Here is a 25,190-nt window from a genome sequence, read left to right as displayed (position 1 = left end):
TGCACGTTGTGCTACAAAAGTAGTAATTATATTGCTAAGTTACTATAACTTTAAGTTTCCTTGCATAAATTCGGTGGCCACTTGTCCGCGTCCCGGTATGGGAAGGACGGATGCTTGCGGAAAGTCCTTGAGCAGACAGTCTGCCGGATTGATGTCCGGATAGAATTTCTTCAATAGGAACAGGCTGGGGCCGGTAGTGATGCTTCCTATAAAGACGGAGGCGTCCATCAATATCTGTATCGAGGAAAGGAAACGTGCCATTTGTCTTTGTTTCAGCTCTTTGGTGGTCTGCGTGAAAGCGCTGTTGACGTATCCTTTTTCGTCGGGGCTGCAAAGGGTGTACCAGTGTATGTCCGGGGCAAGGGTTTGTACTTGTTCGAAAAGGCGGTAATCGTCCGTTAATACAAAGACGTCGCGTAGGGCGGTCTTTTCTTTAATAAGCCGTATGTAATGTTCCGGTGGAAGCAGGTTGGTTTCGGTGATCTTGTCTCCTCCCCGTATCTGGCATCCTGCGTATTGGGGTGGAAGTTGCAGGTCGGCGGCACATTGGCGACATTCCTGTGCGGTGGTGTCGTTGAGTTTCCAAGTGATTTCCGTCAGTTTTTGGAAGGTATGGAGATAGTCGCCGTCTATTCCCAGTTCGGGAATATGGAAGTGCTGATTGGGGTTGAATGTCAGTTGAAAGTTGAGCAAGACCGGTTTGCCGTATGTGAAAAAGGCAATCGTTTTTCCGATGATGTTCTTACAGGTTACTTTCAGTTTCCATTTCAGTAACTTCGTCTTAGGCAGCTTTTTGTCTTTCATCAATGCCTGCCAGGAGGGGAGGCGATGGGTGTTATAAGTGTGATGAAACGGTTCGTGCACTTGCTCGCAGAAGGGGGCGAAACAATCTTCCCAACCTTTTTCCCATCCGAAGTTGGCGTCGTCGGAGTAAAGCTTGAACTGTATTTTGTGTTGCAGGCAATAGAGCATTGCATGGAGCATATAGGTATATTCGGTAAAGAATCCGGCGTCTATACCTATGTGATAAATCATCGTCTTTTTGAAAGAACTATTCAGAAGATGGTATCGGGTGGCAAGGTCATTTGGGTTCATGTGTCTTCTTTTTGATGAAATATTGAATGCTTTCTTTAAAAGTAACCGATCGGCTGCCCCACATGGTTGCTACGTAGAGTGCTGCAGCAAGCACTATCTTGCTTGCCAGGCGGAGATAAATATTCTCGATGGAGCGGGTGGTGTAATAGGTGATTACCATAACCGTAGCCGCAATGGCAGCATAAGGAAGTATGTCCATCAGGGCATGGCGAAGCTTCAATCCTATTTCCTGCCATACAAAGTAGTGCCATATCAGTAGCCACAGTATATTGGTGGATACATAGACGGCGAGCATGGCATAGATACCGTGTGAGTGGACTAACAGAACGCCTGACAGTAGAATTATGCCGAGCGCTATGGTGTTCCACATATAGATGCGGGATTTTCCTTTACTGATAATCAGTTGTTGATAGAGGTATGCGATGGGAGCAAAGGCTCCGCTGATACACAGTATTTGCATGATTAATATGCTGGAATACCACTTGTCGGTGATGGTGATGATAATCAGCTCTTCCGATACGATTCCCAATCCCAACATGGCGGGAAACGAGACAAAAGCGGTGAAACGCAGCATTTTGCGAAATACCCGTTTTTGCCGTTCAAGGTCGTCGGACACTTTGGTGAGTACCGGTTGCGCTACTCCGTTTATCATGCCGGAGATGAAGAGTTGTCCCATGCCGCACCATTTATTGGCTTGGTTGTAATATCCTACTTCTTTTTCGCTGTAGAATTTACCCAGTATCACGGAAAACAGATTGTTATTGATGTGATTGAATACATTGGTAACCAGTAGTTTCCCACTGAATCCGAACATTTCCTTAATCGGGGTGAAGTTGAACTGCAAGCTTGGTCGCCAACGGGTGAAATGCCAGTAACAGGCTGTGTTGATGGTTACGTAAACGATGCTTTGCGTAGCAATTCCCCAATAAGAGAAACCAAAGTAGGCAAGAGTGACTCCGGTGATTCCGGACACGGTGAGTCCGATAACCGAAGACAATGCCCGCTGTTTGACCATCAGATTACGCAGGAGATAGGCACTGTGGGATATTCCCAGACTGGCAATGAAGAAGCCGATAAAAGAATAACGTGCCAGTGGTGTCAGTTCGGGAGTATCGTAGAAGTCAGCGATAAGCGGTGCACAGAGGAATAACAGCAGGTACAGCGACAGACTGATGGCCGCGTTGAACCAGAATACGGCATTGTAATCATTGTGCGTCACTTCTTTCTTATTAACAAGGGCAGCTGTGAAACCACTTTCTTGTATCGAGCTGGCAATGAGGGAGAAGATGGCCAACATTCCCACCATTCCATAATCTGACGGAGTGAGTAATCGCGCGAGGAATATTCCGAAAAGTAGGTTTAGCAACTGCTGTATGCCGTTGCTGAATCCTCCCCAAAATAGTCCTTTGGCTGTCTTTTCTTTTAGTGACTGATTCTCGCTCATGTTATTTGCAAAGAATACATGAAAAGGCTATGCGTGATGATAGCTTTTCATGTATTCCCTATTCTAGTTTTATTATTTTACTTCGCTGCCCGGCTTCACTTCACGTCCCGGCATGATAACTGCCAGACTGCCGTCGTTGTTTTCGGCACTAAGAATCATGCCTTCGCTGACGATTCCTTTCAGTTTGCGCGGAGCGAGATTAGCGATGAAGCAAACTTGTTTGCCTACCAGCTCTTCCGGTTGATAATGCTTGGCAATACCTGATACGATGGTACGTGTCTCCAGTCCGTCATCGATTTTGAATTGCAGCAATTTATCCGCTTTCGGTACTTTCTGACATTCAAGAATGGTACCTACACGGATATCCAGTTTCGTGAAGTCGTCGAATTCGATGTTCGGGCGGATAGGATTAGCTTTGTAGTTGGCTTCTTCATTTGCCTTCTTTGTATCGAGCAGCTTTTGTACCTGTGCTTCGATAGTAGCGTCTTCGATCTTCTCGAACAATAACTCCGGTTTGTTTAACTGATGGCCTACAGGAAGCAGGTTATCTTTTCCCAGTTCAGACCATTCGAAAGTATCCATGTTCAGCATTTTGCGGAGTTTTTCCGAGCTGAACGGCAAGAATGGGTCGAAGGCGATGGCAAGGTTGGCAACCAGTTGCAGGGAAATGTTGAGGATGGTTCCTACACGTTCCATATCTGTCTTAGCCAGTTTCCACGGTTCGGTGTCGGCCAGGTATTTGTTTCCGATACGTGCCAGATTCATGGCCTCTTTCTGTGCATCGCGGAATTTGAATACGTCGAGCAGTTTTTCTACTTCTGCTTTCACGTCTGCGAATTCTTTCAGCGTTTCCTTGTCGTAGTCGGTTAAGCTGCCCTGTGCGGGTACGCGACCGTCGAAGTATTTTTGAGTCAGCACCATTGCACGGTTTACGAAGTTGCCGTATACGGCTACCAGTTCGTTGTTATTGCGTGCTTGGAAGTCTTTCCAAGTGAAGTCGTTGTCTTTCGTTTCCGGTGCGTTGGCGGTCAGTACGTAGCGGAGTACGTCTTGCTTTCCGGGGAAATCAGCCAGATATTCGTGCAACCATACGGCCCAATTGCGGGAAGTAGAGATCTTGTCTCCTTCGAGGTTGAGGAATTCGTTGCTCGGCACGTTGTCCGGCAGGATATAGCTGCCTTCTGCTTTCAGCATGGCAGGGAATACGATGCAATGGAATACGATATTATCTTTTCCGATGAAGTGAATCAGACGCGTTTCTGGATCTTTCCACCATGTTTCCCAGCTGTCGGGAAGAAGTTCTTTGGTGTTGGAGATGTATCCGATCGGAGCGTCAAACCATACATAGAGCACTTTTCCTTCTGCTCCTTCTACGGGAACAGGGATACCCCAATCAAGGTCACGGCTCACGGCACGTGGTTGCAGACCCATGTCGAGCCAGCTTTTGCATTGACCGTATACGTTCGGACGCCATTCTTTGTGATCTTCCAGAATCCATTTGCGCAGCCATGCTTCGTGTTTGTCGAGAGGAAGATACCAGTGTTTGGTTTCTTTCATTACCGGTTTGCTACCGCTGATGGCGCTTTTCGGGTTGATAAGATCTGTAGGAGAAAGTGAGGTTCCGCACTTTTCGCATTGGTCGCCGTAAGCGCCTTCCGAATGGCAGTGAGGACATTCTCCGGTGATATAACGGTCGGCAAGGAATGTTTTTGCTTCCTCGTCGTAATATTGTTCGGATGTTTTTTCGATGAATTCTCCTTTATTGTATAATGTTTTGAAGAAATCCGAAGCCAGTTGGTGATGCGTCGGTGAAGTGGTGCGACTATACACGTCGAATGAGATACCGAACTCTTTGAATGATTCCTTAATCAGCGAATGATAACGGTCTACTACATCCTGTGGAGTAATTCCTTCTTTCTTGGCACGGATGGTGATAGGCACTCCGTGTTCGTCCGAACCTCCGATGAATAATACATCTTCTTTTTTCAGACGCAGATAGCGTACATAGATATCTGCCGGCACGTATACACCCGCCAGGTGACCGATATGGACAGGACCGTTCGCATACGGCAGTGCCGATGTGACGGTGGTTCTTTTGAATTTCTTTTCCATTATATAGTGTGATTTTTGTTGTTTTCAACTTTGCAATGTGCAAAGATAATGACTTTTCACCACAGATTACACGGATTAACACAGATTATTTCATTGAAAAGTGGTCACAGAATGAAACAGGAACGTTTCGTAATAAAAAAACAGGTAAAAAGAAAGTGTTTTACCCTGATATAAGTTGGCTAGAAAATAGCGAATTTGTATCGGGGTATTTTTATATTTTCTATTATGTTCTATTTTTAAGATTGAAACAGATTAGGAGTATCTAAATTGTATTCTAATAAAAGAAGTGACGTATAAAATACTGTATGAATATGCGGAATAAGTAATCTTTCTTGAATACAAATGAGTGAATATTCATGATTGTTGATAGAATCATGAATCATTGCTTTTAAAGGAAGACTTCGTTCCTTTTAAAGAAACGGTTTATTGGTCAGTGAGAAGTACTTTCTTGCTTTTAAACGAAAGGACAAAAGGGCATTTAGAATACTTGTTTTGTGCTGGTTGCTGTCGAATAGGTAACATGTGAGTTGTTTCTATTTGAACTTATATTTGCAATAATCTGCTCCTGAAATTAGGAATTTTGCCTTTTTGATGTTGAATCGAATGATTTAAAGTCTGTTTTGTGTGAATATGGATTATGCAACTTGCTTATCCTTCAAGTTTTCCAATATACTCCGGACTCATCTTGTATATTTTTGATTCTGTATGAGTTTTATGTCCATTTTTTCTGCATAAAGTAATATTCTGTTCTAATGATAAGAATTACATGGTAAGATTATAGCTTTGCATTTCAATAAGTCAGTATAATCTATATAATTTCTTGCTCATTTCCTCTTTTATCATCTATTTCCATCTATATTTCTCCCCTTTTTCTTTCTTTTTTCTCGTAAGAAAGAATATATTTGTACCTAAGTTAAACGAAAACCAAAGCATGATATGATAACAACCCAGTTGCTTCGTCCTGAAAGCATTGTCGTAGTAGGGGCATCGAATAATGTGCATAAGCCGGGTGGCGCAATATTAAAGAATTTGATAAATGGAGGTTATCGGGGAGAACTTCGGGCGGTGAATCCGAAGGAAAAGGAAGTACAGGGAGTTCCCGCCTTTGCGGACGTGAATGATCTGCCGGACACAGATCTGGCGGTGTTGGCTGTGCCTGCCTCGATGTGTCCTGATATGGTGGAAACATTGGCTAGCAAGAAACAAACCAGGGCATTTATCATACTCTCGGCAGGTTTTGGTGAAGAAACTCACGAAGGAGCACTGTTGGAAGAACGTATTTTGGAAACAGTCAATAAATACGGTGCTTCGCTGATTGGTCCTAATTGCATCGGATTGATGAATACATGGCATCATAGCGTGTTCAGCCAGCCGATTCCTAACTTAAACCCCAAAGGGGTGGACTTGATTTCTAGCTCCGGTGCTACGGCGGTATTTATTCTCGAAAGTGCCGTAACAAAAGGTTTGCAGTTCAATTCAGTCTGGTCGGTGGGAAATGCCAAGCAGATCGGCGTGGAAGATGTATTGCAATTTATGGATGAGAACTTCGATCCCGAAAAAGATTCTCATCTGAAACTACTCTATATTGAAAGTATTCAGAATCCGGACAGGTTGTTATTCCATGCTTCGTCTTTGATTAGAAAAGGGTGCAAGATTGCGGCAATCAAAGCCGGAAGTTCGGAGAGCGGAAGCCGGGCGGCATCTTCCCATACAGGAGCAATCGCCAGTTCCGATTCGGCAGTAGAGGCTTTGTTCCGTAAAGCAGGGATTGTGCGCTGTTTCTCTCGTGAGGAATTGACTACCGTAGGTTGCGTGTTTACTTTACCCGAATTGAAAGGAAAGAATTTTGCCATTATCACTCATGCCGGAGGCCCGGGAGTGATGCTGACAGATGCCTTGAGTAAAGGCGGACTGAATGTGCCTAAGCTGGAGGGAGAAGTAGCCGAGGAACTAAAAGCCCAACTATTCCCCGGTGCTGCCGTTGGGAATCCTATTGATATTCTGGCTACCGGAACACCGGAACATCTGCGCCTTTGCATTGACTACTGCGAGGAAAAGCTTGATAATATAGACGCCATGATGGCTATCTTCGGAACTCCGGGATTGGTTACTATGTTTGAAATGTATGATGTGCTTCATGAAAAGATGCAGACTTGCAAGAAACCGATTTTTCCCATTCTTCCTTCCATTAATACAGCCGGAGCGGAGGTTTCCGCCTTCCTGGCAAAAGGGCATGTGAATTTTGCAGACGAAGTGACCTTGGGTACTGCCCTTTCACGTATCGTCAATGCTCCTAAACCGGCAGTTCCTGAAATAGAATTGTTCGGAGTGGACGTTCCGAGGATTCGTCGTATTATTGATTCTATTCCGGAGGATGGTTATATCGCTCCCAATTATGTACAGGCATTGTTGCACGCTGCCGGTATTCCGTTGGTAGATGAATTTGTTTCCGATAATAAAGAGGAGATAGTAGCTTTTGCCCGTCGGTGCGGATTTCCGGTAGTTGCCAAAGTGGTTGGCCCTGTGCACAAATCAGATGTCGGCGGTGTCGTTCTGAACATTAAAAGTGAGCAACATCTGGCACTGGAATTTGATCGTATGATGCAGATACCTGATGCAAGAGCAATTATGGTACAGCCGATGCTGAAAGGTACGGAACTGTTTGTTGGCGCAAAATATGAAGAGAAGTTCGGTCACGTGGTACTTTGTGGTTTGGGAGGTATTTTTGTGGAGGTGCTGAAAGATGTATCTTCCGGTTTGGCTCCGCTTTCTTACGAAGAAGCTTATTCAATGATTCATTCTTTGCGTGCTTATAAAATCATTCAGGGAACACGTGGGCAAAAGGGAGTCAACGAAGATAAATTTGCTGAAATTATTGTCTGTTTGTCCACTTTGCTACGTTTCGCTACAGAGATCAAAGAAATGGATATAAATCCGCTCTTGGCAACGCAAAAGGCCGTTGTAGCAGTTGACGCGCGTATCAGAATAGAAAAATAGGACTATTCTTTCATTCATTGAGACATATTTACTATCTTTCCGCTGTGATTTTGCCTACATTTGGTAACTCAAACGGAAGGATAGAAAACACGTATGTTTATGAAGAAAGTTCTCATATTTTTAATCTGTTTAATCGGCTATCAGATCGGCTGCCATGCGCAAATGGCGGACGAGCATTATTATTTCAAAAATCTTAGTGTACAGAACGGGTTATCTCAAAATACGGTCAATGCGATTTTGCAGGATAAGCAGGGCTTTATGTGGTTCGGCACAAAAGATGGTTTGAATAGATATGACGGTTTGTCATTCCGCAAATTCAAACATGATGACCGCACACGGCGGAGCATTGGTAATAATTTTATCACAGCTCTTTATGAGGATGCAAAAGGAAATATCTGGGTAGGTACGGATGTAGGACTTTATATCTATAATCCGGAAAAAGATTCTTTCCGGCATTTTGCTGAATTGAGCGCAGAAAACACGAAAATAGAGCATACCGTAACTGCAATCTCCGGAGACAACAAAGGATGTGTCTGGATAGCGGTAGAGTCGCAGGGGCTATTTTGTTATGATCTGGAGGAAGGAATACTCCAGAACCACACATTGAAGAACTTTTCTTTTATCTCCACCAATGTCCAGTCTTTTGTTTTCGATAATAGCGGAACCCTTTGGATTGGCTGCTATGGTGATGGACTTTTCTATTCGAAAGACCGTTTGCAAACCCTTCATCCTTATGTATCACCTGTAGACGATCAAAAAACTTATGAGAATGATGTCGTGATAGGCCTGGTGAAAGGAGCATATAATTGTCTATATATAGGCTCTTTAAAAGGAGGAGTGAAAGAACTGAACCTGACCTCTAACAAACTGCATGATTTACTCTCTAAAGATGAAAGTGGAGAGTCTGTTTTTTGTCGTGAACTGCTGGTTGCTTCTGACAATGAATTGTGGATTGGTGCAGAATCGGGACTCTATATTTATAATCTCCGAATGGGTAAGTATGTTCATTTGCGCAGTTCGATCAACGACCCTTATTCTTTATCCGACAATGCTATTTATTCATTGTGTAAGGATCGCGAGGGTGGCATCTGGATTGGCTCTTATTTTGGCGGTGTGAATTACTATCCTCGTTTTTATACGTATTTCGAGAAATATTATCCCAAAGGGACTGATAATGGTTTGCGTGGGAAACGAGTACGTGAGTTCTGTCAGGATAATCAAGGTATTTTGTGGATTGGTACGGAGGACGGTGGTCTGAATCGTTTCAACCCCAAGACCAAAACATTCTCCTTCTTTACGCCCAGTAGTGCTTTTACCAATGTGCATGGTTTATGTTTAATTGGAGATCATCTTTGGGTAGGAACCTTTTCAAAAGGAGTGAAAGTAGTAGATACGCGTACGGGAGCTATCGTGAAAACCTATCAGAAAACGGATTCTCCCCGTTCATTGATAGATAATAGTGTTTTCTCTATTTGCTGCACAACGACTGGTGATATTTACTTGGGAACTTTGTTCGGCTTGCTCCGATATAATAAACAGTCTGATGATTTCGACCGGATACCGGAACTGAACGGTCGGTTTGTGTATGACATAAAGGAGGACTCCGGAGGAAATCTATGGTTGGCAACTTATGCTAATGGAGCCTATTGCTACAATGTGAGTGAAAAGAAATGGAAGAATTATTTGCACGATGAAAATAATCCGAAGAGCCTTCCGTATGACAAGGTCTTGAGCATCTTTGAAGATTCTCACCGGCAAATCTGGCTGACTACCCAAGGAGGAGGATTCTGTCGTTTTCAGCCGGATACGGAGACATTTGCCAACTATAATTTATCTGCTGGTTTGCCGAATGATGTCGTATATCAGATTGTAGAAGACAAGGACGGTCTTTTGTGGTTGACAACCAACAACGGTTTGGTCTGCTTCCAGCCCACAACCGGAGTGATGAAAGTATATACCACTTCCAATGGATTGTTGGGCGACCAGTTTAATTATCGTTCGAGTTTTGAGGCCGAGGATGGTACGATTTATTTGGGTAGTATCGATGGATTTATCGCTTTTAATCCCAAGAATTTCTCGGAGAACAAGTTTCTCCCGTCTATTGTAATTACTGATTTCTTTCTGTTTGGAAAGGAAGTATATGCTGGTGAACCGGGCTCTCCGTTGGAAAAGAGTATCACTTTCTCTGACCAGCTTGTTCTCCAGTCTAATCAGAATTCTTTCTCTTTCCGTGTAGCTGCGCTGGATTTTCAGGCTCCTAAGACAAGTCGGATTATGTATAAGTTGGAAGGCTTTGATACAGACTGGTTGACAGTTGGTGAAAGCCCTATTGTTACCTACTCCAATCTTCGATATGGTGATTATACCTTCCGGGTGAAAGTTGCCAATAGTGATGGAGTATGGAGTGACGATGAAGTGATATTGGAAGTGCATATTCTTCCTCCTTTCTATCTTTCTATATGGGCGTATTGTGTGTATGCTTTGCTGATTATTGGCTGTTCTTTATATACAGTTATGTATTTCAAGAGGCGTAGTAACAACAAACACCGCAGGCAGATGGAAAAATTCGAGCAGGAGAAAGAACGTGAAGTTTACCATGCAAAGATTGATTTCTTTACCAATGTGGCCCATGAAATACGTACGCCGTTGACATTGATTAAAGGTCCGTTGGAAAACATTATATTGAAGAAACAGGTTGATGCGGAAACACGGGAAGACCTGAACGTAATGAAACAGAATACGGAACGATTGTTGAACCTGACTAACCAGTTACTTGACTTCCGTAAAACGGAAAGTCAGGGATTCCGTTTGAATTTTGCGAAATGTAATGTAACGGAGGTCTTGAAGGAGACTCATGTACGTTTCACTTCCCTTGCCAAACAAAAAGGTTTGGAATTCACCTTGCAAGTGCCTGAAAAGGACTTTTATGCACATGTGAACCGGGAGGCGTTTACGAAGATTATCAGTAATTTGTTGAACAATGGGGTGAAGTATGCTGAAAGCTACGTACACATATCTTTGGAAGTGCCGGAAGCGGATGATAATAATTCATTCCGTATTCGTACAGAGAATGATGGGGTGATTATTCCCAATGAGATGAAGGAGGAGATATTTAAACCTTTCGTTCGTTTCAATGAAAAAGAAGACGGAAAGGTGACCACTGGAACAGGAATCGGCTTAGCTCTTTCCCGTTCATTGGCAGAACTGCATCAAGGAACCCTGGCTATGGGAGCAGGGGAAGAAAATAATACCTTCTGTCTGACTTTGCCGATAGTTCAGGATATGACAATCACTTTAACACCGGAACCGGAAGCAGGAATAGACAGGATGAGCGAAATTCCTGCTGGAGAGGCGGAAAAGAAAGATAACCGTCCTACAGTGCTGGTTGTGGAAGATAATCCGGATATGCTTGCCTTTGTAGTGCGTCAGCTATCGAAAGAATATGCTGTATTGACTGCTACTAACGGGGAGGAAGCGTTACAAGTGTTGGATGGTAATTATGTGAATCTGGTGGTTAGTGACGTTGTGATGCCTGTGATGGATGGTTTTGAACTGTGCAAGACAATTAAGTCAGATTTGAATTATAGCCATATTCCCGTTATACTGTTGACTGCGAAGACGAATATCCAGTCTAAGATAGAGGGAATGGAACTGGGAGCAGATGCTTATCTGGAGAAACCTTTTTCTGTGGAATATTTACAGGCTTGTGCTTCCAGCCTTATTCAGAATAGGGAGAAACTGCGCAAGGCTTTTGCACAGTCTCCTTTTGTGGCAGCCAATACGATGGCGTTGACAAAAGCTGACGAAGATTTTATAAAGAAGTTGAATGAGGTTATCCAGGTGAATTATAGTAATCCGGAATTTAGTATGGATGATATGGCGGATAGCCTGAATATGAGCCGTTCTAATTTCTATCGGAAGATAAAGGGAGTCTTGGATTTGAGTCCGAATGAATATCTTCGACTGGAACGTTTGAAGAAGGCTGCTCAATTATTGAAAGAAGGAGAAAACCGGGTAAATGAGATTTGCTATATGGTAGGGTTTAATTCTCCGTCTTATTTTGCCAAGTGTTTCCAGAAGCAATTTGGAGTGTTACCCAAAGATTTTGTAAGTTAATATTAATTTATAGCTATAAAGATAAGGTAAAAAGGAGCTTTTAAAAGAATGATTTGATGAAAAAGTATGTAAATTTGTTCGTTTTCGTATTCATGATAGGTGCTTGTCTTTCGCAGGGGAGAGCACAGACAAAGTCTGCAGTGAGTTATAAGAATCCGGTTGTAGATATTGCCATGCCCGACCCTACGGTGATTAAAGCTGCAGATGGTTACTTTTATGTGTATGCTACTGAATCTACCAGAAACGTTCCGATAATGAAGTCGAAAGATTTGGTGGAATGGACGTATTGCAACACTGCATTCACGAATAAAACTCGTCCCAGGTTTGAACCTAAAGCTGGAATCTGGGCACCTGACATTAATTATATTAACGGTAAATATGTGCTTTATTATGCAATGTCGGTGTGGGGAGGAGAACAAACGTGCGGCATTGGGGTGGCTACGGCCGACTCTCCGCAGGGACCTTTTACGGATCATGGCAAGATGTTCCGCAGTAATGAGATCGGTGTGCAGAACTCGATCGATCCCAGTTTCCTGCAGTATGAGGGGAGAAACTATTTGGTATGGGGCAGCTTCCGGGGAATATATGTTATTGAACTGACTGCGGATGGGCTGTCGATCATGCCGGGAGCGAAAAAAAAGAGAATAGCGGGAACTGCTTTTGAAGCTGTTTATATCCATAAGCACGGCGATTATTATTATATGTTTGCCTCCATAGGAAGTTGTTGTCAAGGAGTGAAAAGTACATATAAAGTCGTAGTGGGACGTTCCAAGAAAGTATGGGGCCCGTACAAAGACAAGACCGGTAAACCGATGTTGAAGAATGGTTATTCTTTGGTGATAGGTGCGAATGATCATTTTGTAGGCAATGGGCACGGTTCGCAGATTATCCGGGATGATGCCGGACAAGACTGGCTTCTGTATCATGGTTTTTCAAGATCGACCCCGGAGAACGGACGTATTCTGTTGTTGGACCAAATCAAGTGGGACCAAGAAGGTTGGCCTTACGTAGAGGGAGGATCTCCTTCTTACGAAACACAAAAAGCACCTGTATTTAATAACTGATTTTCAAATAAACCAATTATAATCTTAAATACCACAAGCATGAAACATACCCCTATTAGCAGGCGGGATTTTCTAAAGAATTTAGGCATAGCCGGGGCTGGCACTCTTCTTGCTGCAAGCCCTTGGCTTTCTGCTTTTTCGGAGGTGACGAACACCTCAAACGAAAAGTGCCGTCTGGCAATAATCGGTCCTGGTTCCCGGGGACGTTTTTTAATGGGATTTCTGGCTAAGAACCCCAAAGTCGAGATCGTAGCATTGTGCGACATTTATAAACCGTCTATCGAGAGCGCATTGGAACTTGTGCCTAATGCCAAAGTGTATGGTGACTACCGAGAAGTGCTGGAAGATAAGTCGATAGATGCCATACTCGTAGCTACCCCTCTTAGTTCGCATTGTAAAATCGTCTTGGATGCTTTCGACGCAGGAAAGCATGTATTTTGTGAGAAGTCGATAGGTTTTACGATGGAAGAGTGTTACCGTATGTATCAGAAACATCGTAGCACGGGAAAGATTTTCTTCACTGGTCAACAACGTTTGTTCGACCCTCGTTACATCAAAGCGATGGAGATGATTCATGCGGGTACCTTTGGTGAAATAAATGCAATCCGTACCTTTTGGAACCGGAATGGCGATTGGAGACGCTCGGTACCTTCACCCAATCTGGAACGCCTGATAAACTGGCGTCTTTACAAGGAATTCTCGAAGGGACTGATGACGGAACTCGCTTGCCACCAGCTTCAGATCGGAAGTTGGGCTTTGCGTAAGATTCCCGAGAAGGTGATGGGGCATGGTGCCATTACTTATTGGAAGGATGGCAGGGATGTGTATGATAATGTGAGTTGTGTATATGTCTTTGATGATGGGGTGAAGATGACGTTCGACTCCGTTATATCCAATAAATTCTATGGACTGGAAGAACAGATCATGGGTAACCTTGGTACGGTAGAACCGGAAAAGGGAAAATATTACTTTGAGAATGTGGCTCCTGCACCGGCTTTCCTGCAGATGGTGAATGATTGGGAAAACAAAGTTTTCGATTCTCTTCCTTTTGCCGGAACGAGTTGGGCTCCGGAAACTGCAAATGAGAACACTGGAGAGTTCATTATTGGAGAACGTCCTAAGAGTGACGGTACGTCCTTGTTGCTGGAAGCGTTCGTTGAAGCCGTCATAACACAAAAACAACCGGAAAGAATAGCGGAAGAAGGATACTATGCAAGTATGCTTTGTTTGCTGGGACATCAGGCACTGGAGGAAGAGCGGATGCTCTACTTCCCCGATGAATATAAAATAGATTATCTGAACCATCAATCTGTAAAAACACCCGAAGCAGTATGAAAGACACGATTGTAACCGCACGACGAAAGAAAATAGAGTTAATTACTTTACTCGTTTGTTTCGTAGTATCCAATTTGATACACCTCTATGCAATTATAGCTTATCATGCGCCATTTACGGAGATGATAACTTCTATTTTTTATATCATCATATTTACTTTTGTGCTTTATGCTTTTTGGGGGATTTTGCGTCTCTTGTTTAATGGGCTACGGGCATTGTTTACTCGTTCACGAACTTAATCAATATCAATGAAAATAAATAACTTATGGTAACACGAAGAGATTTTCTGAAAACGATGTCAATGGCTTCTGCCGGATTGGCGTTGGGGGCAGGTGACTTACTGCATGCTCAAACGATTTCACCCAAGAAAGGAAGAGGTGACAAGGTAAAGATAGCCTATATCGGCATTGGTAACCGCGGTGAACAGATTATTGAAGATTTTGCGCGGACAGGTATGGTAGAAGTGGTAGCGTTATGTGATGTGGACATGGGTGCCAAACATACGCAAAAGATTATGGCTAAATATCCGAAGGCAAAACAGTTTAGAGATTTCCGCCAGATGTTTGATAAAGCCGGTAATGAGTTTGATGCTGTGGCGATTGCTACTCCCGACCATTCACATTTCCCGATCAGTATGCTGGCATTGGCATCCGGAAAACATGTATATGTAGAAAAACCGCTGGCCCGTACTTTCTATGAAGCGGAATTGTTGATGCAAGCTGCGCTTAAACGTCCTAACTTGGTTACCCAGGTAGGAAATCAGGGACATTCTGAAGCAAACTATTTCCAGTTTAAAGCTTGGATGGATGCGGGAATTATCAAAGACGTAACTGCTATCACTGCCCACATGAATAACCCGCGCCGTTGGCATAAATGGGACACTAATATCTATAAACTTCCTTCGGGACAGCAACTGCCGAAAGATATGGACTGGGATACCTGGCTCGGAGTTACCCCTTATCACGAATATAATAAAGATTATCATTTAGGACAATGGCGTTGCTGGTATGATTTTGGTATGGGTGCATTGGGCGACTGGGGGGCGCATATCCTCGATACGGCTCACGAGTTCCTGGAACTGGGGTTGCCTTATGAAGTCACCATGCAATACGCAAATGGTCATAATGATTATTTCTTCCCTTATTCTTCCACGATTCTCTTCCGTTTCCCGCAACGTAAAGGGATGCCACCGGTAGACATTACTTGGTATGACGGTCTGGATAATCTTCCTCCTATTCCTGCCGGTTATGGAGTTTCGGGATTGGATCCGAACATTCCTTCGACGAATCAGGGAGATACTCCTTCGGCTAAATTGAATCCGGGAAAGATTATCTATACGAAAGATTTAATCTTTAAAGGGGGGAGTCATGGAAGCACTTTGTCTATCATCCCGGAAGAGAAAGCGAAAGAGATGGCTGGCAAATTACCGAAGGTTCCTAAAAGTCCTTCCAATCACTTCGAGAACTTCTTATTGGCATGTAACGGCATTGAAAAGACGCGCTCACCGTTCGAAATCAACGGTGTTTTGAGTCAGGTGTTCTCACTGGGTGTAATGGCTCAACGGCTTAATACACAGCTGTTCTTTGACAGCCGCACGAAACAGATTACAAATAATGAATTTGCTAATGCAATGTTGGCGGGACTTCCGCCGCGTAAAGGTTGGGATGAATTTTATAAATTATAAATAGAAACAGCTTTTTCCATTCCTTTCTTTAGGAGAAGGGGATGGAGAAGGACCAATAAATAATCATGAAAAATATTGTATTAACTTTACTTTTATTTTGTGCCGCTTCGTTGGGCGCACAAAACTGGGAACCTCTTTTCAACGGGAAAAACCTGAAAGGATGGAAGAAATTGAATGGCAAAGCCGAGTATAAAATTGTAGATGGCGCTATTGTCGGTGTATCTAAGATGGGAACTCCCAATACATTCTTGGCAACGACAAAGAATTATGGTGACTTTATCCTTGAATTTGATTTCAAGATAGATGATGGTTTAAATTCCGGCGTACAGCTTCGCAGTGAAAGCAAGAAGGATTATAAGAAAGGCCGCGTACACGGTTATCAGTTTGAGATTGATCCTTCGAAGCGCGCTTGGTCGGGTGGCATTTATGATGAGGCACGTAGAAACTGGCTTTATCCTTTGACGTTGAATCCGTCGGCAAAAACCGCTTTTAAGAATAATGCATGGAATAAAGCCCGTATTGAGGCTGTTGGTAATTCGATTCGTACCTGGATAAACGGAGTACCTTGTGCTAATATTTGGGATGATATGACTCCTGTGGGCTTTATTGCTTTGCAAGTGCATGCTATTGGAAATGCGGCAGATGAAGGTAAAACAGTTAGTTGGAAAGATATCCGCATTTGTACGACGGACGTAGAACGCTATCAGACTCCTAAAGCGCAAGCTGCACCCGAAGTGAATCTGATTGCCAATACAATTTCACCAAATGAAGCACAAGACGGATGGGCGCTTTTATGGGACGGAAAAACGACTGAAGGCTGGAAAGGTGCTAAACTTTCTACTTTCCCCGCGAAAGGTTGGAAGATAGAAAATGGTATTCTGAAAGTAATGAAGAGTGGTGGCGCTGAATCTGCTAATGGCGGTGATATTGTGACTACCCGTAAATACAAGAACTTTATTCTGAAAGTAGATTTTAAGATTACTGAAGGTGCCAATAGCGGAATTAAATATTTCGTAAACCCGGATATGAATAAAGGTGCGGGCTCTGCTATCGGTTGCGAATTCCAGATTCTTGACGATGACAAGCATCCTGATGCAAAACTGGGTGTGAAAGGCAACAGAAAGCTGGGTTCGTTGTATGACTTGATTCCGGCTCCTAAAGATAAACCTTTCAATAAGAAAGAATTCAATACTGCTACTATCATTGTAAAAGGCAATCATGTAGAACATTGGCTGAACGGAGTTAAGCTGATTGAGTATGATCGTAACAATGATATGTGGAATGCATTGGTAGCATACAGTAAATATAAAAACTGGCCTAATTTCGGAAATCCGGAGGAAGGTAATATACTTCTTCAGGACCACGGAGATGAAGTATGGTTCAAGAACGTGAAGATTAAAGAACTGAAATAGTTCCGTTTTCTAGTTATTAGGAGATACGTCAAAACTCCTTTATGATTTTTATTCAGGCACGGATTACACGGGTTTCACGGTTACTCTAATGAAATAAAAACCGCGTAATCTGTGTAATCCGTGCCTAATTTGTGTTTTATACGATGCAGACCACTATTCAACATCTATACAAACCGTCAAATGATGGTAACTCCTTGTTTTATGCCTGGTTCCTTTCCATGCATACACGGGTGGATATTATCTTATGCAGCCGGAAACCGGAAGGGGAGTTGCTGCTTGTGGTCAATCGTATTTATGATGCATTGTGTCGGCTGGAAAAGATGGCGAACTTTTATGATCCGGCCAGCGAATTGTCTATTCTCAACCGGACAGCCTCTGTTTCTCCTGTTGTTCTTAGCGAAGAACTTTATTCAATGATCGATTTATGTCTGGAATATAATGGCAGGACTTTGGGATGCTTCGATATCACAGTTCATTCGGAGAATTACAACCAGAACACTATACATTCAGTACATTTATCTGCCGGAGATCGTAGTGTCGCTTTTTCACAGCCGGGAGTAACTATCAATTTGTCCGGCTTTCTCAAGGGATATGCTTTGGAAACAATCAGAGGTATATTGAATGAGGCTCTGATAGAAAATGCATTGATAAATATGGGAAACAGTTCTATTCTTGCTTTGGGTAATCATCCGGTAGGTTCGGGATGGAAAATTAATGATATACTTCTTCACAACGAATGCCTTACAACCTCCGGCAATGACTCTCCCAACGGTCGGCACATTGTTTCTCCCCAAAATGGAAAATTGGTGGAGGGCGTCAAACAAATTGCTGTAGTAACAACTAACGGATCAATAGGGGAAATCTTGTCTACCAGTTTATTTGCTGCTGACAGCGAACAGCGTAAGGCTTTGCTGGCTGAATCTTCTTCTGTATTAAACCGTTTTTTCTTTATTGGTTACTAGGTATTTTTTTAGGGCGTGTGGTATTGCTTGATAGAGTTTACTGGGATGATAAAGCTTGGCCTAATCTTTTGGGTAACGGTTCAGCTGTAAAGACTGAAACAGATAGGTAAAAAGAATGTGAGGTATGTTAAAAAAAACTTTCATTATGGAATTTTTGATATACCTTTTTCATTATTCGGAATTTATTTTGTCTTTGTAGGAACATTATCGTCTATGCCGAAGGTGCGGGGTAGACATTTTGAGGATTCGTCGCATTATTGATTCTATTCCGGAGAATGGTTATATTGCTTCCAATTACGTACAAGCATTACTGCATGCTGCCGGTACTCCGCTGGTAGATGAGTTTGTTTCCGATAATAAAGAGGAGCTAGTAGCTTTCGTTCGTCGGTGCAGATTTCTGATTCATTCACTGCGTGCTTATATAATTATTCAGGGAACACGTGGACAAAAGAGAGTCAAAGAAGATAAATTTGCTGAAACTATTGTTCGTTTGTCCGCCTTGCTACGTTTCGCTACAGAAATCAAAGAAATGGATATAAATCCGTTTTTAGCTGCGCAAAGAGCCGTTATAACAGTTGATGCGTGTATCCGAATAGAAAAATAGGACTATTCTTTCATTCATTGAGACATATTTACTATCTTTCCGCTATGATTTTGCCTACATTTGGTAACTCAAAACGAAAGGATAGAAAACACATAGTATGAAGAAAACCCTGACTCTTTTAATCTGTCTTATTTGTTATCAGATACTCTGTCACGCTCAAGTGGCAGACGAACACTATTATTTCAAAAATCTAAGTGTACAGAATGGATTATCGCAGAATACAGTAAATACAATTTTACAGGATAAGCAGGGCTTTATGTGGTTCGGCACCAAGGATGGACTGAACAGATATGACGGTCTGTCATTCCGTAAATTTAAGCATGATGACCGTAGTCAGCGGAGCATAGGCAATAATTTCATCACGGCACTTTACGAGGATGAAAAAGGAAGTATCTGGGTGGGTACGGACGTAGGGCTTTATATCTATTATCCGGAAAAAGATTCTTTCGAGCATTTTACCAAACAAAGTGTAGAGAATACAAGGATAGAACATACTGTGACGGCTATCTCCGGAGATAATCAGGGGTGTGTCTGGATGGCAGTGGAATCACAGGGATTGTTCTGTTATAATCTGGAAAAAGGAGAGCTTCAGAACTATACCTTACAGAACTTCTCCTTTCTTACCACCAATGTTGAGACTTTTGCTTTTGACAATAGCGGAACCCTTTGGATCGGCTGTTATGGCGATGGACTTTTCTATTCGAAAGACCGTCTGAAAACTCTCCATCCTTATTTATCGCCTGTGAATAACAAGGAAATTTATGCGAACGACGTAGTGACCTGTATTGTAAAAGGTGCATACAACTGTTTGTATATAAGTTCTTTAAAAGGAGGAGTGAAAGAATTGAATCTGACTTCAAACAAATTGCATGATTTACTTTTCGAAGATGAATCCGGGGAGTCTGTTTTCTGTCGTGAACTGTTGGTTGCTTCTGACAATGAACTATGGATTGGTGCAGAGTCGGGACTTTATATCTATAATCTCCGGCTAGGTAAGTACGTTCATTTGCGCAGTTCGATTAATGATCCTTATTCTTTATCCGATAATGCCATTTATTCATTGTGTAAAGATCGTGAGGGTGGCATTTGGATTGGCTCTTACTTCGGCGGTATAAACTACTATCCCCGTTTTTATACGAACTTCGAGAAATATTATCCGAAAGGAATAGAGAATGGCCTGCACGGGAAACGAGTGCGTGAGTTCTGTCAAGATAACCAGGGAATTCTATGGATTGGTACGGAAGATGGTGGCTTGAATCGTTTTAATCCTAAAACCAAGACTTTTTCTTTCTTTACGCCAAGTAATGCTTTTACAAATGTTCACGGACTGTGCCTGGTTGATGATAATCTTTGGGTGGGAACTTTCTCGAAAGGAGTAAAAGTGGTGGATACTCGTACAGGAGCTATTGTGAAAACCTATCAGAAGACAGACTCGCCCCGTTCATTGATAGATAATAGCGTTTTCTCCATTTGCCGAACGACGACGGGGGATATTTATCTGGGTACTTTATTCGGTTTGTTGCGCTACAACAGACAATCTGATGATTTTGACCGGATACCGGAACTGAATGGCCGGTTTGTATATGATATAAAAGAAGATTCGGGAGGAAACCTCTGGCTGGCCACTTACGCAAACGGTGCTTACTGTTATAATGTAAGTGAGAAGAAATGGAAGAATTATTTGCATAATGAAAATAATCCGAAAAGCCTTCCTTATGATAAAGTGGTAAGTATCTTCGAAGATTCTCACCGGCAAGTTTGGTTGACAACTCAAGGCGGAGGGTTCTGTTTGTTTCATCCGGAAACGGAAACCTTTACCAGCTATAATCTGGCAGACGGATTGCCAAATGATGTCGTTTATCAGATTGTGGAAGATAAAGATGGACTTTTCTGGCTGACAACGAATAATGGCCTCGTATGTTTCCAACCTACTACCGGAGCAATGAAAGTATATACTACTTCCAATGGTTTGCTGGGCGATCAGTTTAATTACCACTCCAGCCTGGAGACGGAAGATGGTACGATTTATCTGGGAAGTATCGACGGCTTTATCGCTTTCAATCCGAAGACCTTTTCAGAGAATAGGTCGCTCCCATCTATTGTGATTACGGATTTCCTATTGTTTGGCAAAGAAGTGTATGTCGGTGAACCGGGATCTCCATTGGAAAAGAGTATCACTTTCTCTGATGAACTTATTCTTCAGTCTAGTCAGAACTCTTTCTCTTTCCGGGTAACAGCATTGGACTTTCAAGCTCCAAGAATGAGTAAAATCATGTATAAATTGGATGGTTTTGATGCGGATTGGCTGACAATTGGCGAAAGCCCTATTGTTACTTATTCCAATCTGCGATATGGCAATTATACATTCAAAGTGAAGGTTTCTAATAGTGATGGAGTATGGAATGAAAATGGAATATCATTAAAAGTACATATTCTTCCTCCTTTCTATCTTTCTGTTTGGGCTTATTTTGTATATGCTTTGTTGATTATAGGTTGTTCTTTGTATGTAATTATATATTTCAAGAGGCGTAGTAACAACAAGCATCGCAGGCAGATGGAGAAGTTTGAGCAGGAGAAAGAACGTGAAGTTTATCATGCAAAGATCGACTTTTTTACGAATGTAGCTCATGAGATACGTACACCGTTGACATTGATTAAAGGTCCGTTGGAAAATATCATACTGAAAAAACAAGTGGATGCTGAAACCCGTGAAGACTTGAACGTCATGAAACAGAACACGGAACGATTACTCAATCTGACCAATCAGCTACTTGACTTCCGCAAGACGGAAAGCCAGGGATTCCGGTTGAACTTTGCAAAATGCAATATAACAGAGGTATTGAAGGAAACTCATGTACGTTTCACTTCTCTTGCAAAACAGAAAGGGTTGGAATTTACCTTACAGGTACCAGAAAAAGATTTCTATGCCCATGTTAATCAGGAAGCATTTACGAAGATCATCAGCAACTTGTTGAACAATGGAATGAAATATGCCGAGAGTTATGTACATGTAATGCTGGAAATACCCGAAACTGATGATGATAATCTATTCCGTATTCGCACAGTAAACGATGGAGTAATCATTCCTGATGAAATGAAAGAGGAGATTTTTAAACCTTTTGTTCGTTTCAATGAGCAAGAGGATGGAAAGGTGACTACTGGCACTGGAATCGGTTTGGCACTCTCTCGCTCGTTGGCTGAATTACATCAGGGAACTTTGGCTATGGAGACAGGAGAAGAAAGTAACATTTTCTGTCTGACTTTACCGGTCGTTCAGGATATGACAATCACTTTAACCCCAGAGGCGGAGGTGGAAATTGATAGGGTAAACGAAATCCCTGCCGAACAGGCGGGAAGGAAAGATAACCGTCCCACTGTGCTGGTAGTAGAAGATAATCCTGATATGCTTACTTTTGTTGTTCGTCAATTGTCGAGAGATTATACAGTGTTGACAGCTACTAATGGTGCAGAAGCATTGAAGGTGCTTGATGGTAACTATGTGAATCTGGTGATAAGTGATGTTGTGATGCCCGTGATGGATGGTTTCGAATTGTGTAAGACGATTAAGTCGGATTTGAATTACAGCCATATTCCGGTTATCCTGCTGACTGCCAAGACCAATATACAATCAAAGATAGAGGGGATGGAACTGGGAGCAGATGCTTATATTGAAAAACCTTTCTCTGTAGAATATTTACAAGCGTGTGCTTCTAACCTTATTCAGAATAGAGAGAAACTGCGTCAAGCTTTTGCGGAGTCTCCTTTTATAGCTGCTAATACAATGGCTTTAACAAAAGCTGATGAGGAATTTATCAAAAGGTTGAACGAAGTAATTCAGATTAATTATGCCAATCCTGAATTTAGCATGGATGACATGGCAGATAACCTGAATATGAGCAGGTCTAACTTTTATCGGAAAATAAAGGGAGTGTTGGATTTGAGTCCGAATGAGTTCTTACGCCTGGAGCGTTTGAAAAAGGCAGCTCAATTGTTGAAAGAGGGAGAAAACCGGGTGAATGAAATCTGCTACATGGTGGGATTTAATTCTCCGTCTTACTTTGCTAAATGTTTCCAAAAGCAATTTGGGGTATTGCCTAAGGATTTTGTTAATTCGAAAGAAGAGTAGATTATATATAGAGTTGTATTTCACTCTATATCATCTGTTATATTGAGGATTTATAATTTATAAGTGTGAAAATTTTAATAATACGATAAGATATGATGACCAGACAAAAGACTTTGTGGTTTACACTATTACTAATTGGATTGTATACCAGTTTTCTGAATGCCAGTGAGATAACGAGATGGGTGATTACTTCACCTGACAGTATTTGCTGGAGAGTGAATGGTGTGCATAATGACCATATTGAAATGAGTGGACTGAAAGTTTCAACAGTATTGCGCTATGGTGTTAATGAAGCTGGTGAATGGGTGATTGACCGGAATATGGTTTTACCTACTTTTCGTACTATCCCTAATGATACCCATGGTAGTTTGCAGCATCATTTTAATGGAGACTGGGCACATTTATGCCTTGTAAATGGCCAGCCGTTAGTAGGTGAAAAGGTAGAGACTGTATCGCTGAATGGAATTATGACTGTAAAGAGTGTATATGCTACTAGAGGGATTTCGTTGACACGTACACTTTTTCCTTCCACGTCACAACCGGCCTTCTGTGAGAAATATGAGTTGGAGAATACGACAGATCACCCACAGACAGTTCAGCTCCCATCGACCACTCTTTCTTATTATACTGATGAGGCAAAAGGAGTGGAAGGCAGTTATACATTAACGGCTACCCTTTCTTCTCCGGTAAAAGATGGTACTTATCTACTGAAAGCCGGAGAAAAGGCCTGGTTTCAGGTAATCTATGCAGGATATAAGAAACATGATCAGGAGTTGGCGTTGGATGTTAATAATGAACTTCTGGCACGTCGGAGATTTTTGAGTCAGATACAGGGTAACCTTGTGTTAGAGACTCCGAGTGACGTAATCAATACTATGTTTTCTTTTGCCAAGATACGTGGTTCGGAAAGCATATTTGATACTAAAGGCGGATATATGCAGAGCCCAGGTGGAGAAGCTTATTACGCTGCTGTTTGGGCGAATGATCAGGCCGAATATATCAATCCATTTTTTCCATATTTAGGTTATCAAGCCGGAAACCGTTCGGCTATGGATTCATTCGGGTTGTTTATGCGCTATATGAATGATGAGTATAAACCTTTACCTTCATCTATAATTGCAGAAGGGATTGATTGTTTTGGTGTTGCGGGTGATCGTGGTGATGTAGCAATGGTTGGCTATGGCGCAGCACGTTATGCTTTGGCATCCGGTAATTGTAATGAGGCTGAAAAATTGTGGCCGCTGATTGAATGGTGTCTGGAATATTGTCATCGCCAGCTGAATGCGGATGGGGTGGTAAAATCTGATTCTGATGAACTTGAAAATCGTTTTCCTGCCGGAAAAGCCAATCTATGTACATCTTCATTATATTATGATGCCTTGGTTTCAGCTGCTTATTTGGGAAAGGCACTGAAAAAAGAACATAAACAGATAAAGTCTTATCAGGATAGGGCTGCTGAACTTTATAAGAATATTGATGCATATTTTGCCCGTAATGTAGAGGGGTATGATACCTATCGTTATTATGATGGTAATACAGTGCTGCGTTCATGGATTTGCATTCCTCTGACTATGGGTATTTATGATCAGGCGAAAGGTACTGTGGAGGCTCTATTCTCTGATAAACTGTGGATGGAGAATGGGTTGTTAACTCAATCGGGTACTTCTACTTATTGGGATCGTTCTACACTCTATGCTTTCCGGGGGGCTTACTCTTGTGGTGCCAGAGATATAGCTACTGAATATTTGGATAAATACTCTGCTACTCGTTTGTTGGGTGATCATGTTCCTTACGCAGTGGAAGCGTGGCCGGAGGGAAACCAAAGGCATTTATCCACAGAAAGTGCTTTGTATTGTCGCATTATGACCGAGGGGTTGTTCGGTATCCGTCCCATTGCATTGGATGCTTTTATGATGACACCGCAGCTACCGGAAAGTTGGAATACGATGTCATTGAAACGTATCTGTGCATTTGGTTCCATATTCGATATTGAGGTGAAGCGCGATAAAGATGACAAACTGTTGGTTCTGATAAAAAAGGATCATAAGATTGTAAAAAGAAGTAAGATTACGAATGGAAAACCGATTGAAGTACGTATTTAAATAAGATAAAATAATCTGTCTTTTGATTTAAGCCAATTTTGGTAACAAAATTGGCTTAAATATTATTTTTAGTACGCTTTTGGTTTATTTGTCACATCATTTGGTCAGGTTATTTCCTAATGACTGGCAGATACGCC

General features: G+C 42.2%; 13 protein-coding genes and 1 pseudogene. 11 read left to right on the top strand and 3 right to left on the bottom strand.

What is annotated here, in order from left to right:
• Positions 1-42 precede the first annotated feature (42 nt).
• The 3 genes from AB5217_RS15715 to metG form a co-directional block, all read right to left on the bottom strand.
• On the bottom strand, positions 43-1,095 hold the full coding sequence (locus tag AB5217_RS15715; RefSeq protein WP_032845728.1) for a hypothetical protein: 1,053 nt from the start codon (positions 1,093-1,095) through the stop codon (positions 43-45).
• On the bottom strand, positions 1,082-2,539 hold the full coding sequence (locus tag AB5217_RS15710) for a lipopolysaccharide biosynthesis protein (protein WP_032845730.1): 1,458 nt from the start codon (positions 2,537-2,539) through the stop codon (positions 1,082-1,084). The genes AB5217_RS15715 and AB5217_RS15710 overlap by 14 nt, the downstream gene beginning before the upstream one ends.
• Before the next feature lie 72 nt (positions 2,540-2,611).
• Positions 2,612-4,651 (bottom strand): methionine--tRNA ligase, encoded by a 2,040-nt coding sequence (gene metG, locus AB5217_RS15705; RefSeq protein WP_004323920.1) that lies wholly within the window; start codon positions 4,649-4,651, stop codon positions 2,612-2,614.
• A gap of 936 nt (positions 4,652-5,587) precedes the next feature.
• Here metG and AB5217_RS15700 point away from each other — a divergent pair.
• From AB5217_RS15700 to AB5217_RS15650, 11 genes and pseudogenes are all read left to right on the top strand, one after another.
• Positions 5,588-7,648, top strand: coding sequence for an acetate--CoA ligase family protein (locus tag AB5217_RS15700; RefSeq protein ID WP_368117370.1), 2,061 nt, complete (start codon positions 5,588-5,590; stop codon positions 7,646-7,648).
• 99 nt (positions 7,649-7,747) lie between these two features.
• Positions 7,748-11,764 (top strand): two-component regulator propeller domain-containing protein, encoded by a 4,017-nt coding sequence (locus tag AB5217_RS15695; RefSeq protein WP_368112633.1) that lies wholly within the window; start codon positions 7,748-7,750, stop codon positions 11,762-11,764.
• Positions 11,765-11,820: 56 nt separating this feature from the next.
• Positions 11,821-12,828 carry a family 43 glycosylhydrolase gene (locus AB5217_RS15690; protein WP_032845096.1) on the top strand — a complete coding sequence of 336 codons (1,008 nt, stop codon included), beginning with the start codon at positions 11,821-11,823 and terminating at the stop codon, positions 12,826-12,828.
• Positions 12,829-12,867: 39 nt separating this feature from the next.
• A complete protein-coding gene (locus AB5217_RS15685) occupies positions 12,868-14,163 on the top strand; it encodes a Gfo/Idh/MocA family oxidoreductase (protein ID WP_004311144.1) in 1,296 nt (431 codons plus the stop codon).
• Entirely contained in the window at positions 14,160-14,402 is a 243-nt protein-coding gene (locus AB5217_RS15680) for a hypothetical protein (protein WP_008646559.1), read from the top strand. Before AB5217_RS15685 ends, AB5217_RS15680 begins: the two co-directional genes overlap by 4 nt.
• A gap of 26 nt (positions 14,403-14,428) precedes the next feature.
• On the top strand, positions 14,429-15,847 hold the full coding sequence (locus tag AB5217_RS15675; RefSeq protein WP_009001103.1) for a Gfo/Idh/MocA family oxidoreductase: 1,419 nt from the start codon (positions 14,429-14,431) through the stop codon (positions 15,845-15,847).
• 62 nt (positions 15,848-15,909) lie between these two features.
• Complete coding sequence (locus tag AB5217_RS15670) at positions 15,910-17,259, top strand: DUF1080 domain-containing protein (protein ID WP_032845097.1); 1,350 nt, start codon at positions 15,910-15,912, stop codon at positions 17,257-17,259.
• A 143-nt stretch (positions 17,260-17,402) separates the two neighbouring features.
• On the top strand, positions 17,403-18,221 hold the full coding sequence (locus tag AB5217_RS15665; protein ID WP_032845109.1) for an FAD:protein FMN transferase: 819 nt from the start codon (positions 17,403-17,405) through the stop codon (positions 18,219-18,221).
• 226 nt (positions 18,222-18,447) lie between these two features.
• Positions 18,448-18,825 (top strand): annotated as a pseudogene (locus tag AB5217_RS15660) (acetate--CoA ligase family protein); the annotation flags it as partial.
• A gap of 97 nt (positions 18,826-18,922) precedes the next feature.
• Positions 18,923-22,951: a two-component regulator propeller domain-containing protein gene (locus AB5217_RS15655; protein ID WP_008646557.1), complete on the top strand. Its 4,029-nt coding sequence runs from the start codon at positions 18,923-18,925 to the stop codon at positions 22,949-22,951.
• Between the two features lie 92 nt (positions 22,952-23,043).
• Positions 23,044-25,053 (top strand): hypothetical protein, encoded by a 2,010-nt coding sequence (locus AB5217_RS15650; RefSeq protein WP_004311150.1) that lies wholly within the window; start codon positions 23,044-23,046, stop codon positions 25,051-25,053.
• Positions 25,054-25,190: the final 137 nt, after the last annotated feature.

Source organism: Bacteroides sp. MSSM.1001136sp1_RTP21357st2_D2_RTP21359_211015, assembly GCF_040913205.1.
Classification (GTDB): Bacteria; Bacteroidota; Bacteroidia; order Bacteroidales; family Bacteroidaceae; genus Bacteroides; species Bacteroides ovatus.
Note: the sequence above shows the minus strand (reverse complement) of the source record. Positions and strands in the feature narration are given on the sequence as shown.

Coding starts and splice junctions, on each gene's coding strand:
- AB5217_RS15715 (WP_032845728.1), bottom strand. CDS start 1,095: ATGAACCCAAATGACCTTGCCACCCGATACCATCTTCTGAATAGTTCT.
- AB5217_RS15710 (WP_032845730.1), bottom strand. CDS start 2,539: ATGAGCGAGAATCAGTCACTAAAAGAAAAGACAGCCAAAGGACTATTT.
- metG (WP_004323920.1), bottom strand. CDS start 4,651: ATGGAAAAGAAATTCAAAAGAACCACCGTCACATCGGCACTGCCGTAT.
- AB5217_RS15700 (WP_368117370.1), top strand. CDS start 5,588: ATGATAACAACCCAGTTGCTTCGTCCTGAAAGCATTGTCGTAGTAGGG.
- AB5217_RS15695 (WP_368112633.1), top strand. CDS start 7,748: ATGAAGAAAGTTCTCATATTTTTAATCTGTTTAATCGGCTATCAGATC.
- AB5217_RS15690 (WP_032845096.1), top strand. CDS start 11,821: ATGAAAAAGTATGTAAATTTGTTCGTTTTCGTATTCATGATAGGTGCT.
- AB5217_RS15685 (WP_004311144.1), top strand. CDS start 12,868: ATGAAACATACCCCTATTAGCAGGCGGGATTTTCTAAAGAATTTAGGC.
- AB5217_RS15680 (WP_008646559.1), top strand. CDS start 14,160: ATGAAAGACACGATTGTAACCGCACGACGAAAGAAAATAGAGTTAATT.
- AB5217_RS15675 (WP_009001103.1), top strand. CDS start 14,429: ATGGTAACACGAAGAGATTTTCTGAAAACGATGTCAATGGCTTCTGCC.
- AB5217_RS15665 (WP_032845109.1), top strand. CDS start 17,403: ATGCAGACCACTATTCAACATCTATACAAACCGTCAAATGATGGTAAC.
- AB5217_RS15655 (WP_008646557.1), top strand. CDS start 18,923: ATGAAGAAAACCCTGACTCTTTTAATCTGTCTTATTTGTTATCAGATA.
- AB5217_RS15650 (WP_004311150.1), top strand. CDS start 23,044: ATGATGACCAGACAAAAGACTTTGTGGTTTACACTATTACTAATTGGA.